The organism is Curtobacterium sp. ISL-83, assembly GCF_018613895.1.
Classification (GTDB): domain Bacteria; phylum Actinomycetota; class Actinomycetes; order Actinomycetales; family Microbacteriaceae; genus Curtobacterium.
The window spans coordinates 36,017-51,831 of record NZ_JAGGPH010000011.1; the positions used below are offsets into that span (position 1 = coordinate 36,017).

The 15,815-nt window shown below is 71.1% G+C and carries 11 protein-coding genes, 1 tRNA gene and 1 other RNA gene; 10 read left to right on the plus strand and 3 right to left on the minus strand.

Annotation, left to right across the window (positions count from 1 at the left end):
• The first annotated feature begins 7 nt into the window (after positions 1-7).
• Complete coding sequence (locus J7E22_RS10320; RefSeq protein ID WP_214981649.1) at positions 8-1,264, plus strand: multidrug effflux MFS transporter; 1,257 nt, start codon at positions 8-10, stop codon at positions 1,262-1,264.
• A gap of 44 nt (positions 1,265-1,308) precedes the next feature.
• On the opposite strand, the gene J7E22_RS10325 is transcribed toward J7E22_RS10320, so the two are convergent.
• A complete protein-coding gene (locus J7E22_RS10325) occupies positions 1,309-1,953 on the minus strand; it encodes a hypothetical protein (protein ID WP_214981650.1) in 645 nt (214 codons plus the stop codon).
• 369 nt (positions 1,954-2,322) lie between these two features.
• Positions 2,323-2,410 (minus strand) — tRNA-Ser (locus tag J7E22_RS10330).
• A 122-nt stretch (positions 2,411-2,532) separates the two neighbouring features.
• Between J7E22_RS10330 and pta the strand changes: the two genes are divergently transcribed.
• Positions 2,533-4,641 carry a phosphate acetyltransferase gene (pta, locus tag J7E22_RS10335; protein WP_214981651.1) on the plus strand — a complete coding sequence of 703 codons (2,109 nt, stop codon included), beginning with the start codon at positions 2,533-2,535 and terminating at the stop codon, positions 4,639-4,641.
• Between the two features lie 92 nt (positions 4,642-4,733).
• Positions 4,734-5,930, plus strand: a complete 1,197-nt coding sequence (locus tag J7E22_RS10340) for an acetate/propionate family kinase (protein WP_214981652.1) — start codon at positions 4,734-4,736, stop codon at positions 5,928-5,930.
• 135 nt (positions 5,931-6,065) lie between these two features.
• Here J7E22_RS10340 and J7E22_RS10345 read toward each other — a convergent pair whose 3' ends face one another.
• A complete protein-coding gene (locus J7E22_RS10345) occupies positions 6,066-6,740 on the minus strand; it encodes an SDR family oxidoreductase (RefSeq protein WP_214981653.1) in 675 nt (224 codons plus the stop codon).
• A 37-nt stretch (positions 6,741-6,777) separates the two neighbouring features.
• Between J7E22_RS10345 and ffs the strand changes: the two genes are divergently transcribed.
• The 7 genes from ffs to J7E22_RS10380 all read left to right on the plus strand — a co-directional run bounded on the left by ffs (position 6,778) and on the right by J7E22_RS10380 (position 15,777).
• Positions 6,778-6,874, plus strand: an RNA gene (gene ffs, locus J7E22_RS10350) — signal recognition particle sRNA small type.
• Between the two features lie 115 nt (positions 6,875-6,989).
• Positions 6,990-9,953 carry a DNA polymerase III subunit gamma and tau gene (locus tag J7E22_RS10355; RefSeq protein WP_214981654.1) on the plus strand — a complete coding sequence of 988 codons (2,964 nt, stop codon included), beginning with the start codon at positions 6,990-6,992 and terminating at the stop codon, positions 9,951-9,953.
• Positions 9,953-10,552, plus strand: coding sequence for a recombination mediator RecR (gene recR / locus J7E22_RS10360; RefSeq protein WP_214981655.1), 600 nt, complete (start codon positions 9,953-9,955; stop codon positions 10,550-10,552). The genes J7E22_RS10355 and recR overlap by 1 nt, the downstream gene beginning before the upstream one ends.
• A gap of 185 nt (positions 10,553-10,737) precedes the next feature.
• Complete coding sequence (locus tag J7E22_RS10365) at positions 10,738-12,003, plus strand: aspartate kinase (RefSeq protein ID WP_214981656.1); 1,266 nt, start codon at positions 10,738-10,740, stop codon at positions 12,001-12,003.
• Positions 12,004-12,013: 10 nt separating this feature from the next.
• Positions 12,014-13,072: an aspartate-semialdehyde dehydrogenase gene (locus J7E22_RS10370; RefSeq protein WP_214981657.1), complete on the plus strand. Its 1,059-nt coding sequence runs from the start codon at positions 12,014-12,016 to the stop codon at positions 13,070-13,072.
• Positions 13,073-13,121: 49 nt separating this feature from the next.
• Entirely contained in the window at positions 13,122-14,609 is a 1,488-nt protein-coding gene (locus J7E22_RS10375; RefSeq protein ID WP_214981658.1) for a malate:quinone oxidoreductase, read from the plus strand.
• 58 nt (positions 14,610-14,667) lie between these two features.
• The gene (locus tag J7E22_RS10380; RefSeq protein ID WP_214981659.1) at positions 14,668-15,777 is read left to right on the plus strand and encodes an Rv2578c family radical SAM protein; all 1,110 of its coding nucleotides are present in this window, start codon (positions 14,668-14,670) and stop codon (positions 15,775-15,777) included.
• Positions 15,778-15,815 lie beyond the last annotated feature (38 nt).

The following is a 15,815-nucleotide window of genomic DNA, read 5'->3' on the forward strand; positions in this document are numbered from 1 at the left end:
TCCGCTCGTGACCGCGCCCGCCACCACCGGTTCGCTCCGGGTCGTCCTGCACCGTGGAGACGCGCTCTCCCGACGTCAGCGACTCGTCTACGTCTTCGTCCTGGGCGCGCTCACCGCGCTCGGACCGTTCACCATCGACCTCTACCTGCCGGCGTTCCCGGCGCTGAAGCACCAGTTCGGCGTCACGGACGGTGTCGTCCAGCTGACGCTCACGGCGACCACGCTCGGGTTCGCCGCCGGGCAGCTCCTGGTGGGTCCGTGGAGCGACAAGGTCGGCCGCCGCCTGCCGCTCATCATCGCCACCTCGGTCCACGTCGCCGCCTCGATCGGGGCCGCGACCGCGCCGAACATCGAGGTGCTCGGCGTGTTCCGTGTCCTGCAGGGCATGGGGGCCGCGGCAGGCGGTGTCGTCGCGATGGCCACCGTGCGCGACCTGTTCGGCGGCAAGCCCCTCGTCCGGATGCTGTCCCGCCTGGCGATGGTGAACGGACTCGCGCCGATCCTCGCCCCGCTCATCGGCTCGCAGATGCTCCGGTTCACGAGCTGGCGTGGGATCTTCGTCTTCCTCGCCTGCTACGGGCTGGCCGTCGTCATCGCCTCGATCCTGCTCATCGTCGAGACGCTGCCTCCCGAGCGTCGCCAGGAGTCGGGCCACTCGACGATCGGCCAGCGCTACAAGGCGCTGTTCTCGGACCGCATCTTCGTCGGCGTCGCCCTCATCGGGGCGATGGTCTTCAGCGGGTTGTTCTCGTACCTCAGCGCGTCACCGTTCCTGTTCCAGCAGGTCTTCGGGCTCGACGCCCAGCAGTACGGCCTGCTCTTCGCGGTGAACTCCGTCGGGGTCGTCATCGGCGTGCAGGTGTCCTCGCGCATCGCACAGCGCGTGGGCCCGCAGTGGATCCTCGCCTGTTCGACGGCGATGCTGTTCCTGTCCTCGACGGCGATCATCGTGCTGGACATGCTCGGCGCCGGACTCGTCGGCGTCCTCATCCCGCTCTGGTTCTTCATCGCCGCGTGCGGGTTCTCGTTCCCGCTCGTGCAGGTCATCGGGCTCGCCTCCCACGGCAAGGAGGCGGGCACGGCGGCCTCGGTCCTCGGGGCGATGAACTTCGGGGTCGCGGGACTGGTCTCGCCCATCGTCGGGTGGCTCGGCATCACGCACGCGGCTCCGATGGCCGCGGTGATGGCGAGCACCTCGGCCGTGGCGATCGTGCTGCTGTGGGCGGTCGTCCGGCCGCGCACGGTGCCGGCGCTCACGCACTGACGGTCGGCGGCGGCGGCTGCGGCTGACCGCACGGACGTCGGGGCTCAGGACCCGGCGAGTCCTGCCGTCTCGACCGCCAGCAGTCCGACGACGACCAGGACGGCCACGCTGCCCACGACGAGGAACGCGCTCGTGTACTCGTACCAGGCTCGGCTCGTCGGGTAGCGCTTCGCGAACACCCGCCAGGCGATCGGTCGGGGTTCCTCGGTGACCTGCACACCGAGTGCTTCCGCCACCCGGTCGATGCCGGCGTCGCCCCAGACGTCGGCGCGCATCCGGAACAGGTGCGCGCCGTCGGCGTCGAAGGCCACGAGCTCCCGGGTGGTCCGGTCCGCGGAGTGCCCGAACGTCGTGGCGAGGACGAGGTGGTGCACCCGCTCCCGCGGGACCCGCTGGTTGGTGGTCACGACGCCGTGGATGACCACCCCACGCGAGTCGATGCCGATGTAGGCGGTGCCGAGCCGGACGAACGCGATGCCGACGACGACGGCGAGCGCGAGGACCACCGCTGCGACGAGGGCCCACAGCCGGAACGGGAACGAGACCCAGAGGAGCGCCACGGCGAGCGGGACGGCGGAGAAGACGATGCTGAGTGCGGTCGACCGGACGAGCGACCGACGAGGACGGATGAGCACGTCGAAGACGTCGGTGCGTGGCCTCGTGGCCGCTGCCGCTGTGGTGTCCCCCACGGCTGTCTCCTCGTCCCCTGGGATGCTCGGGGCAGTACGGAGTGCTGCCCTCGGGGACGGCGCCCCTGCCGTCTGATGCATCTCGGACCGCCCGTCCCGGGGCGCTCCGTCCCGACAGCATAGGCGACTCACGGGTATCGGGGACAGTGCGTTCCACCCCCGGTGTCGTTTCCCGCAGCCGCCGGCTCGAACGGGGTGCAGGCGGGTCCGCCGAGAGGGGGACGCTGCGCTCGACGGCGCCGCCCGGCGACGCCGGCCGGCGCCGTGCGGCAGGGCTGCCTGGAGGCTGTGGGGACGTCGCTGACGTCCGGTTGCGTCCGCGGGAACGACAGAAGGCACCCGGTCGGGACCGGATGCCTTCTGGTGACGTGGCGGAGAATGGGGGATTCGAACCCCCGAGGGCTTGCACCCAACACGCTTTCCAAGCGTGCGCCATAGGCCACTAGGCGAATTCTCCTGGCGCCGTCTCACGACGACGACACCCAATGGTACAGGTCCACGAGGGTGTGGATGACCACCGCTGTGCACAGGTCGAGGCGGCCCCCATGACCGGACAAGGGCGGCGGCTACCCTGGAGGTGTGTCGACCCGCATCTACATCACGTCAGCAGAGGGGCACGCCGGCAAGAGCACCGTCGCCCTCGGTGTCCTCGAGACGCTCGCCCGCACCGTCGGACGCGTGGGTGTGTTCCGTCCGGTCGCACGGTCCGTCGCCGAGCCCGACTACGTCCTCCAGCTCCTGCTCCAGCACACCGGCGTCGGCATCAGCTACGACGACGCGATCGGCGTGACGTACGACGACGTGCACGCCGACCCGGACGCCGCGCTCGCCACGATCGTGAACCGGTTCGCGCAGGTCGAGCGGCAGTGCGACGCCGTCGTCGTCCTCGGGTCGGACTACACGGACGTCGGCAGCCCGACGGAACTCTCGTTCAACGCGAAGGTGGCCGCGAACCTCGGCGCGCCGGTGCTCCTCGTCCTCGGCGGCCGCGACGCCGCCGATCGTGGCGCGCGGACGCCCGACGCGATGGCGCAGGTCGCCGACGTGACGACGAGCGAGCTCCGCGCGGCCCACGCGCAGCTCCTCGCGGTGATCGTGAACCGGGCGGCGCCGGACGCGCTCGACGCGATCGTGTCGAGCGTCGCCACCGCGGTCCGCGACGACCACCCGGGCGTCCCGGTCTGGGCGATCCCGGAGGACCCGGTGCTCGTCGCCCCGACCGTGCGCGCGCTCCTGGCCGCCACCGACGCGACGCTCGTGCGTGGCGACGACGCGCTGCTCGACCGCGAAGCCCTCGGCACGGTCGTCGCGGGCATGAGCATGGAGAACGTCCTGCCGCGTCTGATCGAGGGCGGGATCGTGGTCGTCCCGGGGGACCGGAGCGACGTCCTGATCGCCACGCTCCTCGCGAACCAGTCCGAGACGTTCCCCAGCCTGGCGGGCGTGATCCTGAACGGCGGGTTCGAGACCGCACCGCAGATCTCCCGCCTGCTCGAGGGGCTCTCGAGCTCGTTGCCGATCGCCCAGAACACCCTCGGCACGTACGACACCGCACTCCGGATCACCCAGACGCGGGGGCGGCTCGCGGCCGACTCACCGCGGAAGGCCGACCTGGCGCTGGCGCTCTTCGAGCAGCACGTCGACGCCGACGAACTGCGGGACCGTCTGCAGGTCACCCCGTCGGGTGTCGTGACACCGCTCATGTTCGAGCACGGTCTGCTCGACCGTGCCCGCGGGTACGGCAAGCACATCGTCCTGCCAGAGGGCGAGGACGACCGCATCCTCCGCGCGGCCTCGACGCTCCTGCAACGCCAGGTCTGCGAGCTGACGATCCTCGGCGACCCGGCGGCCATCCGCACCCGCGCGACCGAGCTCGGCCTGGACCTCGACGCCGCACACCTCGTCAGCCCGTTCGACCCGGAGCTCCGGGAGCGCTTCGCCGAGGAGTACGCCCGGCTCCGCGCCCACAAGGGCATGTCCGTGGAACTCGCCCGCGACACCGTGACCGACGTCTCCTACTTCGGCACGATGATGGTGCAGCTCGGCCTCGCCGACGGGATGGTGTCCGGGGCGAAGCACACCACCGCGCACACGATCCGCCCGTCGTTCGAGATCATCAAGACCCGTCCGGACACGTCGATCGTGTCGAGCGTGTTCCTGATGGCGCTCGCCGACCGGGTCCTCGTCTACGGGGACTGCGCGGTGATCCCGGACCCGACGAGCGAGCAGCTCGCCGACATCGCGATCTCGTCCGCCGAGACGGCCACGCAGTTCGGCATCGACCCCAGGGTCGCCATGCTCAGCTACTCGACCGGAGACAGCGGGTCCGGAGCCGACGTCGACAAGGTCCGCGCTGGGACCGCCTTCGTACGGGAGCGTCGCCCGGACCTGCTGGTCGAGGGCCCGATCCAGTACGACGCCGCGGCCGACCCCACGGTCGCCAGCGCAAAGATGCCGGACTCCCCGGTCGCCGGTCGAGCGACGGTCTTCATCTTCCCTGACCTGAACACGGGCAACAACACCTACAAGGCGGTGCAGCGGTCGGCGGGTGCGGTCGCGATCGGACCGGTCCTGCAGGGCCTCCGCAAGCCGATCAACGACCTGTCCCGCGGCGCGCTCGTCAGCGACATCGTCAACACCGTCGCCATCACGGCGATCCAGGCCGGCACGGCGACCAGCGCGAGCTGACCCGCCCGCGCACCCCGCGCCTCCCGTCAGCGACCATCGACGACCCGCACCACCCGCACCGCGGGCCGTGCCCACCACAGAGAGTGACCCCAGTGACCGCAGCCCTCGTCGTGAACTCCGGATCGAGTTCGTTCAAGTACCAGCTGATCGAGCTCGAGGGCGAACGCATGCTCGCGACCGGGCTCGTGGAGCGCATCGGCGAGCCCACCGGCTCGTGGAAGCACACCAACGCACTCACGGGGGAGTCGTCGTCGAACGACGCCGCGTCGGTCCCCGACCACGCGGCCGGGTTCCAGGCGATGATCGACGCGTTCGCCAAGGTCGGACCCTCGTTCGACGAGCACCCGCCGGCCGTCGTCGGACACCGCGTCGTGCACGGAGGGACCACGTTCGACCGCGCCACCGTCGTCACGCCCGAGGTCGAGCAGCAGATCGACGCCCTGAGCAGCCTCGCGCCGCTCCACAACCCCGCGAACCTCGAAGGGATCCGCGCGGCGCAGCAGGTGTTCGACACGGTGCCGCACGTCGCGGTCTTCGACACCGCCTTCCACCAGACGATGCCTCCGCAGGCCTACACGTACGCGATCCCGGCCGACCTGGCGGAGCGGTACGGCGTCCGTCGGTACGGCATGCACGGCACGAGCCACAAGTACGTCTCCGAGCAGGCCGCGGAGTTCCTCGGACGTCCGCTCGCCGAGCTCAAGACGATCGTGCTGCACCTCGGCAACGGGGCGTCGGCCGCAGCGATCGACGGCGGGCGCTCGATCGAGACCTCCATGGGCTTGACGCCGCTGGAGGGGCTCGTGATGGGGACCCGTTCCGGCGACCTCGACCCCGCCGTGCTCATCCACCTGCACCGCGAGGCCGGGATGTCCTTCGACGACCTCGACACGATGCTCAACAAGCAGTCGGGGTTGCTGGGGCTGACCGGCAACGGCGACATGCGGGACGTGCAGCAGGCGGCGCTCGACGGGGACGACGAGGCCGAAGCGGCGCTCGCCGTGTACCGGCACCGCATCCGCCGGTACGTGGGGGCGTACACGGCACAGCTCGGGGGGCTGGACGCCGTCGTGTTCACCGCGGGTGTGGGGGAGAACAACGCGCTGTTGCGTCGACGGGTGCTGGCGGGGCTCGAGCACCTCGGGATCGAGATCGACGCGGATCGAAACGAGCTGGCCAGCCGGGAGGCCCGACTCATCTCCACGGACACGTCACGTGTCGCGGTGCTCGTCATCCCGACGAACGAGGAGCTGGAGATCGCGCGGCAGTCGGCCGCGGTGGCGCTGTAGGGGGGCGCCGGCCTGAGCGAGACGCCGCGGATGTGGCGAGACGCCGCGGACGTACCGAGACGCCGCGGGATGGGGCGGCGTCTCGGCGGCCTGGCCGTGTCTCGACGGTGACGCCGCCGTCTCGGTTGGAACGGGTCAGCCCAGCGCGACCAAGGCGGCGGGGATCGGTGTGTTCCCGCTCGTGACCTCGAACTGCACGCCCACGGCGGTGTCGTCGAGCAGGGCGTGGAGCACGACGGCGGCCACGTCGGCGCGCGGGATGGAGCCGCGCGGCACGGTCACCCCGACGTCCACCGTGCCCTGCGGCGGCGTGTCCAGGAGCGCGCCGGGACGGACGATCGTCCACCGCAGGCTCCGGGCGCGGAGGTTCGCGTCGGCCTCCGCCTTCGCTCGGAGGTAGACCTGGAACACGGCCGCTTCGTCCGCTGCGGGGACGACCGCTCGTTCCGGATCGTACGTGTCGGCGCCCATCGCGGAGATCATCACGTAGCGGCGGATCCCGGCTCGCTCAGTGGCGTCGGCCAGCAGGATCGCCGCGTCGCGGTCAACGGTGAGCTTCCGCTCGGCACCGCTGTTCGGACCGGCTCCCGCGGCGAAGACGACCGCGTCCACACCGCGGAGGCGCAGCGCGAGGTCGTCGTCCTCCAGTTGCTCGAGGTCAGCGACCATCGCGCGGGCACCCTGTTGCTCGACGTCGGTGACGTGGGCCGGGTTGCGGACGATGGCGACGGCGTCGTGGCCGGCGTCGGTGATCTGGCGGGCGAGGAGCAGGGCGATCTGGCCGTGTCCTCCGGCGATGGCGATCTTCATGTGTCCGATCTTCCTCGCGCCGTCCGGTAGACTTCTCGGCGGCTCCTCACGTGACGCCATCCAGGCCAACTCCCCCAGGGCGGAAACGCAGCAAGGGTAACCGGGCTCTGGCGGGTGCGTGAGGAGTCTTTTCGTGTGCGCGCAGGGTGCGTGAGGAGTCTTTTCGTTCCCTGACCGACGTGGGTGCGTGGTCGCGCGGACCTGTGGACAGCGGCCCTCGGTGTCGGTCGCGCCGACTACCCTGGATCCGTGGTCACCGCCCTGTATCGCCGTTACCGGCCCGAGAACTTCGCCGAGCTGATCGGGCAGTCGCAGGTCACCGATCCGCTGCGCACGGCGCTCCGGACGAACCGCGTGAACCACGCTTACCTCTTCAGCGGCCCGCGGGGCTGCGGCAAGACCACGTCGGCACGGATCCTCGCGCGGTGCCTGAACTGCGCCGAAGGGCCGACGGACACTCCGTGTGGCGTCTGCCCCAGCTGCCTCGAACTCGCGCGTGGCGGCAGCGGGTCGCTCGACGTCATCGAGATCGACGCCGCGAGCCACAACGGTGTCGACGACGCCCGCGACCTCCGGGACCGTGCCGTGTTCGCGCCGGCCCGTGACCGCTACAAGATCTTCATCCTCGACGAAGCACACATGGTGACGCCCCAGGGCTTCAACGCCCTGCTCAAGCTGGTCGAGGAACCGCCCGAGCACGTCAAGTTCATCTTCGCGACGACCGAGCCGGAGAAGGTCATCGGGACCATCCGGTCCCGGACGCACCACTACCCGTTCCGGCTCGTCCCGCCGGCGGTCATGCTCGAGTACGTCGAGCAGCTCTGCCAGCAGGAATCCGTGACGGTCGCCCCCGGCGTGCTGCCCCTGGTGGTCCGCGCGGGCGGTGGCTCCGTCCGCGACACGCTCTCGCTGCTCGACCAGCTCATCGCGGGGAGCGAAGACGGCTCCATCCGGTACGAGCGGGCGGTCGCGCTGCTCGGCTACACGGACGCAGCGTTGCTCGACGACGTGGTGGACGCCCTCGCCGTGGCTGACCCCGCGTCCGCGTTCGCGGCGATCGACCGTGTCGTGCAGACCGGTCAGGACCCCCGGCGCTTCGTCGAGGACCTGCTCGAACGACTCCGTGACCTCATCGTCGTCGCCGCGACCAACGAGAGCGCTGCCGCCGTACTCCGGGGGATCTCGCCCGAAGAACTCGACACGATGAGCCGCCAGGCCGGTGTGTTCGGCCCGGTCGGACTGTCGCGCGCCGCCGACATCGCCAACCGCGCCCTCACCGACATGACCGGTGCGACCTCACCGCGCCTCCACCTCGAACTCATGACGGCACGCATGCTCGTGCCTGAGGCCGACGACACCCAGCGGGGCGCGCTCGCGCGCGTCGAGCGACTCGAGCGACGGGTCGGCGTCGGTGACGCCGGTGGACACCAGGCCCCCGTCGCGGTCATGCCCCCGGCCGGGTCGCGCCCCGCTCCCGGTGGGAACGGCTCGCACGACGCGCGTCCAGTCGCGTCCGCGACCCAGCCGACGGAGGCGCGACAGCAGCGCGCCGAGCCGTCGCGGAACGCCGCGCCGTCGCCCGGTACTGCACAGTCGGTGGCCTCCGCGACGCCGGCGGATGCCGGCCAGTCGCAGGCCTCCGCGGGCGGGACTCCTGCCCGAACGGACGCTCCTGCCGGCGCCTCGACGGCTCCCGCAGGTGGCGACGAGGCGGCGGGCGCCGTTGCCGGGTCAGCCGACGCGGACCCGAGCGCGGTCGTGCGGGATGCCGCGGCGTCCTGGGCCGCGGTGGCGCCGGAGACGGCTCCAGGTGACGTCGCTCCTCGGCAAGCGACGCCGGACGGCTCGGGGGTCCGGGACGCACCCCGACCGGTGACCGAGCCCGTGAGCCCCTCGTCGACCGGGCAGGGTACCTCCATCGGTGCGGAGCCGGCTGTCGAGGTCATCGGTGCCGTGGGCTTCCAACAGATGCGGGACGCCTGGCCGCAGATCGTGGAGCACGTCCAGCACGCGAAGCGTTCTGCGTGGTCCGTCGTCGTGACCGCGCAGGTCACGGCGCTCCGCGACGACGTCCTGACGCTGACGTTCCCCAGCCAGCAGGACGTCGTGTCCTTCAAGGAGATGTCCGACCCGTCGACGAGCGTCAGCGAACTGCTGCGAGCGGCGATCGTCGACGTCCTCGGCCTCCGGGTGAAGTTCGTGGCGCGTGGACCGGCTGGCGGCGGACAGCAGCGACCGGCGCAGCCAGCCGCCGCGCAGCCAGCCACCGAGAGGTCGTCCGCCACCCAACAGGCCACCGCCCAGGCAGCTGCCACCCAGGCAGCCGCCTCGCAGGCGAGCAGCCCGCAGCCGAGCCCCGACCGGTCGACCTCGGGCGAGCAGACCGATGCGCTCACGGGACCCTCGGTGCAGACACGGCAGCAAACGCCGGGACGCGCGCAGGAAGGGGCACCGGCACCGACCGCAGTCTCCACCCCGGCTCCGGCTCCGGCACCGTCGGCACCCGCGGAAGCGGCTGCGGCCACGACGTCCTCCTCGGCTGAGGCGCCGGCGCGGACCACATCGCCGACCGCCGCCCCCACCGGCAGTCCGGTGACCGAGTGGGCAGTCGCGACCATCCCCGCCTCGGACCCGGCAGCGGATGCGGTCCCCGAAGACGTCGAGCCCGCCTGGGCCGCGCCCTTCGGCAGCGCTCCGGCCGGGGCCGCCACGGCACCTGCGGAACGCACCGGTGACCGCCAGCAGCCGGCGGCGACCGCGGCGGTCGGCCGTCCGTCCGAACCGGCCACCGGCACACCGGCAGCAGCCCCGTCGGCCGCGGTCGCGCCTCCCGTCCCGGCCGGCGCGACCCCGGACGTCCCGGTCGACGACTACCCGCTCGACGACGACCCGTACGACGATGCTGCGCCCTTCCCCGATCCCGGCCACGGTCGTGGATCCCGGCCGCCTGCCGGCGGAGCGGGCGCTCGTCCCTCGACGACCGCCCGCCCCACGACCGCCCGTCCCACGACCGCTCCGGCCGCCGGTGCCGGTCCCGTCGGCGCTGGTCCCACCGGTGCCGCCGCTCCGACCCGGTCCACCCCGTCGCCGAGCACCCCGGGTCCCCAGGTCCACCGCGCCGCGGTCGCGGGCCGCTACGGCGAGGCCGTGGTCCGTGAGATCCTCGGCGCGCAGTTCATCGAAGAGACGTCCCTGCACGAGGAAGGCGCCTGATGTACGACGGCATCGTCCAGGACCTCATCGACGAGTTCGGCCGTCTGCCGGGCATCGGCCCGAAGTCGGCACAGCGCATCGCGTTCCACATCCTGCAGACCGAGTCGTTCGACCCGACCCGGTTGTCCGAACTCCTCGCGGACGTCAAGGAGCGCGTGCGGTTCTGCGAGGTCTGCGGCAACGTGACCGAGTCGGTCCGGTGCGGCATCTGCCGTGACCCGCGCCGCTCGCCCGCGACGATCTGCGTGGTGGAGGAAGCGAAGGACGTGGCGGCCATCGAACGCACGCGGGAGTTCCGCGGGCTGTACCACGTGCTCGGCGGTGCGATCAGCCCGATCGACGGCATCGGTCCGGACGACCTCCGCATCCAGCAGCTCCTGACCCGGCTCGCGGACGGCACCGTGGAAGAGGTGATCATCGCCACGGACCCGAACCTCGAGGGCGAGGCGACGGCGACGTACCTCAGCCGACTCCTCGTCCCGATGGGGATCCGGACGACCAGGCTCGCCTCGGGGCTGCCGGTCGGTGGCGACCTCGAGTACGCGGACGAGGTCACGCTCGGTCGTGCCTTCGAGGGCCGGCGAGTGGTCGGCGGCTGACAGCACGTCGAGTCCGGTCCGCCGTCCGCACAGCGTCCCGCCCGACCTTGGCGGCCGGTGCGAGCGGTGCTATCGCGCACGATCGTTGCGTGCACGGGCGCCCGACGCAACATCTCCGAAACACCGTCTAGCATTGTTCGAACCGCGTCACCGTCGCGGATCCGTCGTCCCGGGAGTACCAGCCAGTGGCCTTGATCGTGCAGAAGTTCGGTGGATCCTCCGTCGCGGACGCCGAGAGCATCAAGCGCGTGGCGAAGCGGATCGTCCAGACGAAGAAGGCCGGCAACGACGTCGTCGTGGCGGTCTCGGCGATGGGTGACACGACGGACGAGCTCCTCGACCTCGCCCACTCGGTGACTCCGATCCCGGCCGGCCGCGAGCTCGACATGCTCCTGACCGCGGGGGAGCGCATCTCGATGGCGCTCCTCGCGATGGCGATCAAGAGCCTCGGGGTCGAAGCCTCGTCGTACACCGGCAGCCAGGCCGGCATGCTCACCGACGCCCAGCACGGCAAGGCCCGCATCGTCGACGTCACGCCGAAGCGGGTGCGCGAGGCGCTCGACGCCGGGCACGTCGCGATCGTCGCCGGGTTCCAGGGCTTCAACCGGACGACCGGTGAGATCACCACGCTCGGCCGCGGCGGCTCGGACACGACGGCGGTCGCGCTCGCAGCAGCCCTCGACGCCGACGTGTGCGAGATCTACACCGACGTCGACGGCATCTTCACCGCCGACCCCCGCGTCGTGCCGAAGGCCCGCAAGATCGACCGCATCACCAGCGAGGAGATGCTCGAACTCGCCGCGTCCGGCGCGAAGGTCCTCTACATCCGTGCCGTCGAGTACGCCCGTCGGCACGGCGTCACCCTGCACGTCCGCTCGTCGTTCTCCAACGCCGAGGGCACCATCGTCTACAACCCTGCCGAAGGGGAAACCGTGGAAGAACCGATCATCACCGGCATCGCCGGAGACCTCTCCGAGGGCAAGATCACCGTCGTGGGGGTCCCGGACCAGCCGGGCAAGGCCGCCGAGATCTTCACGATCGTCGCGCGCGCCGGTGCGAACATCGACATGATCGTCCAGAACGTGTCCGAGGCGGTCTCCGGTCGGACGGACATCTCGTTCACCCTGCCGAAGGACCAAGGGCAGGGCGTGCTGACCGCGCTCGAGGTCGCGAAGGCCGACATCGGGTACGAGAGCATCCAGTACGACGACCAGATCGGCAAGCTCGCCCTGGTCGGTGCGGGCATGCGGACGAACGCCGGTGTCTCGGCGCAGCTGTTCCGCGCCCTGCACGAGGCATCGATCAACATCGAGATGATCTCGACCTCGGAGATCCGGATCTCGGTCGTCACCCGGGCGGACACCCTCAACGAGGCACTCCGTGTCGTGCACGAGGCCTTCGGGCTCGACGGCGACACCGAAGCCGTCGTCTACGCCGGCACCGGCCGTTAGGAGCACGCGCATGACCACCCCAGACCTCACCGTCGCCGTCGTCGGCGCCACCGGCCAGGTCGGCGCCGTGATGCGCCGCCTGCTCGAGGAGCGCGCCTTCCCGGCCACGAGCGTCCGGTTCTTCGCGAGCGCCCGTTCCGCCGGCACCACGCTGCCGTTCCGCGGCGAGCAGATCGTGGTCGAGGACTCCGAGGCCGCTGACGTGTCCGGCATCGACATCGCCCTCTTCTCGGCGGGTGCGACCGCGTCCCGCGCACTGGCACCGAAGTTTGCCGCAGCCGGCGCGATCGTCGTCGACAATTCCAGCGCCTGGCGCATGGACCCGGACGTGCCCCTCGTCGTCAGCGAGGTCAACCCGCACGCGATCGACCACGCCCCGAAGGGCATCATCGCGAACCCGAACTGCACGACGATGGCGATCATGCCCGTCCTCAAGGTGCTCGACACCGAAGCGGGTCTCCGTCGGCTGGTCGCGACGACGTACCAGGCGGTCTCCGGGTCCGGTCTCGCCGGCGTCGAGGAACTGCTCGGTCAGGCGCGCGCCGCGATCGAACAGGACCCGGCCGCGCTGACCCACGACGGCTCGGCGGTCACGTTCCCGGAGCCGGTGAAGTACGTCCGGCCGATCGCGTTCGACGTGATCCCGCTCGCGGGCAGCATCGTCGACGACGGACTCGGCGAGACCGACGAGGAGAAGAAGCTCCGCAACGAGAGTCGCAAGATCCTCGAGCTCCCGGACCTGCTCGTCGCGGGCACTTGCGTCCGCGTTCCGGTCTTCACCGGGCACTCCATCTCGGTCAACGCCGAGTTCGAGCGTGCGTTGTCTCCCGAGCGGGCGACCGAGCTGCTGGCGCACGCGCCGGGGGTCGAGCTCTCCGAGGTCCCGACGCCGCTGCAGGCCGCCGGGCAGGACCCGACCTTCGTCGGCCGCATCCGGCCGGACCAGTCCGCGCCCGAGGGGCACGGCCTCGCCCTGTTCGTGAGCAACGACAACCTGCGGAAGGGTGCCGCCCTGAACGCGGTGCAGATCGCCGAGACGATCGTCGCCCGACGCACGGTCGCCGCGTAGCGGAGCGCACCAGGCAGCGACCAGGGACGGCCGGGAGGAGGATCGTCTGGTGGCAACGAAGCAGGTGGAACCGATCGATGTCGTCCTCGTCGGCGGGGGGATCATGAGCGCGACGCTCGGCGCGATCATCCACCGACTCGAACCCTCGTGGCGCATCCGTGTGTACGAGCGTCTCGGGACCGTCGCGCAGGAATCCTCGAACCCGTGGAACAACGCCGGGACGGGCCACTCCGCGCTGTGCGAGCTCAACTACACGCCCGAGCTCCCCGACGGCCGCGTCGAGATCGCGAAGGCCGTCACCGTCAACGAACAGTTCCAGGTGTCCCGCCAGTTCTGGGCGCACCTGGTCGAGATCGGCACGCTCCCGGAGCCGTCGAACTTCATCAACCCGACGCCGCACATCTCCTTCGTCTGGGGTGCCGAGAACGTCGCGTACATGCGCGCCCGGTACGAAGCGATGAAGGACCACCCGCTGTTCGCCGGACTCGAGTACTCCGACGACGCCGAGCAGATCCGCAAGTGGGCGCCCGCCCTCATCCCCGGTCGCAAGAAGGACCAGCCGATCGCGGCGACGTACTCGGCCGCCGGTTCCGACGTCGACTTCGGGTCACTCACGCGCCAGCTCTTCGACCAGCTCGAGCTCGACGGGGTCGAGTTCGAGCCCTCGCACCAGGTGCGCAACCTCACCCGTTCGAAGGTCTCCGACGGGTGGGTGCTCGACGTCCGCAACGAGATCGGGCGGTCGACGGAGCGCATCGCCGCACGGTTCGTGTTCGTCGGGGCCGGCGGTGGGGCACTGCACCTGCTGCAGAAGTCCGGCATCCCGGAGATCCGCGGGTACGGCGGCTTCCCGGTGTCGGGCGAGTTCCTGCGCACCGACGATCCGGAGGTCGTGCAGAAGCACGCGGCGAAGGTCTACGGCAAGGCGAGCGTCGGGGCGCCGCCGATGTCGGTCCCGCACCTCGACACCCGCATCGTCGACGGCAGTTCGTCGCTGATGTTCGGCCCGTACGCGGGGTTCAGCCCGAAGTTCCTGAAGCAGGGTTCGGTGCTCGACCTGTTCCGGTCCATCCGCCCGCACAACCTGCGGCCGATGCTCAGCGTCGCGTTCTCGAACTTCGACCTGGTCCGGTACCTGGTCGGGCAGCTCCTCGCCTCGAAGCAGACCAAGTTCGAAGCCCTCCGCGACTTCATGCCCGCAGCCCAGCCGGAGAACTGGCACCGCATCACCGCGGGTCAGCGCGTGCAGGTGATCAAGCCGGACAAGGCCAAGGGCGGCGTCCTGCAGTTCGGGACCGAGGTCATCACCTCGGCCGACGGGTCGATCTCGGGTCTCCTCGGGGCGAGCCCGGGGGCGTCGACGGCGGTCCCGATCATGTTCGGCTTGCTGCGCCGGTGCTTCCCGGACCGCTGGGACCGCTGGGAACCCGTCGTCCGCGAGATGGTGCCGACCTACGGGCAGGACCTCGGCGACGACCCGGAGCTCGCGGACCAGACGCTCGTGCGCACCGCGAAGGTCCTCGGCCTGCACCACTGACCGACCCGCCGAGCGCCGTCGGCTTGCACGGTGTTCGAACGTGTGTTCGAATGAACGCATGCGATGGAGTGGACAGGCGATCGATGCCGAGCGGGATGACGCCCTGCCCGGGCTCGAGTCGAACAGTGGCCTCGTCCGGAGTGTGACGACGCCGGAGTTCGCGGGGGTGACCTTCCACGAGGTCCTCGCGAAGAGCGCCCTGAACCGGGTGCCCTCCGCGGACGGCAGCGGTGATGCCTACGGGTGGACGATCAACCCGTACCGCGGGTGCAGCCACGCGTGCGTGTACTGCTTCGCGCGCCCGACCCACACCTACCTGGAGTTCGACGGGGGAGCGGACTTCGACCAGCAGATCGTCGTGAAGACCAACGTCGCCGAGGTCCTCGCCCGCGAACTCGCCAAGCCCTCGTGGGACCGGCACCCGGTCGCACTCGGCACGAACACCGATCCGTACCAGCGTGCCGAGGGGCGCTACCGGTTGATGCCCGGCGTGATCGAGGCGCTGGCGGCGTCGGGCACACCGTTCAGCATCCTGACGAAGGGCACCCTGCTGCGGCGCGACCTGCCGCTGCTGGCCACGGCGGCGGAGCGGGTGCGCGTCGACCTCGCGATGTCGATCGCGGTGTACGACGACGACCTGCAGCAGACCGTCGAGCCCGGGACGCCGACGACGTCCGCTCGCCTCGCGACCGTGCGGGCGGTCCGCGACGCCGGGCTCGACTGCTCGGTGTTCCTCATGCCGGTGCTGCCGTACATCACCGACACCCGGGCGCACCTCGACGACGCCGTCGGCCGGGCGGCGGCGGCCGGCGCGACGAGTGTCACGTACTCGGCACTCCATCTGCGCCCCGGGGTGAAGCCGTGGTGGTTCGAATGGCTCGGCCGCACGCACCCGGACCTCGTGGCGCGGTACCGCTCGATGTACCTCGACAACACCTACGCCCCGAAGGACTACCGGCGGTGGCTCGCCGAGCGCATCCGTCCGATCCTGCGGTCCCACGGGGTCGGCCTCGGCCGGGTCGACCCCGCCACCGGTTCGATGGGGTTCTCGGACGGTCCGTCGCCCTTCGTCGAGCAGTCCGTACCGGCGACCTCGCCCCTGAAGCGAGCGGATCCGGGGTTCGACCGGCGGCTGCTCCGGCCGACCGGGACGGCGACGCTGTTCTGACGGTCCGGCCCGGCCGGGTACGGTCGACCGCGTTCGGG

Excerpts from the sequence above, each read along its gene's own strand:
- recR (WP_214981655.1), top strand. The coding sequence starts at position 9,953 with ATGTACGACGGCATCGTCCAGGACCTCATCGACGAGTTCGGCCGTCTG.
- J7E22_RS10345 (WP_214981653.1), bottom strand. The coding sequence starts at position 6,740 with ATGAAGATCGCCATCGCCGGAGGACACGGCCAGATCGCCCTGCTCCTC.
- J7E22_RS10380 (WP_214981659.1), top strand. The coding sequence starts at position 14,668 with ATGCGATGGAGTGGACAGGCGATCGATGCCGAGCGGGATGACGCCCTG.
- J7E22_RS10370 (WP_214981657.1), top strand. The coding sequence starts at position 12,014 with ATGACCACCCCAGACCTCACCGTCGCCGTCGTCGGCGCCACCGGCCAG.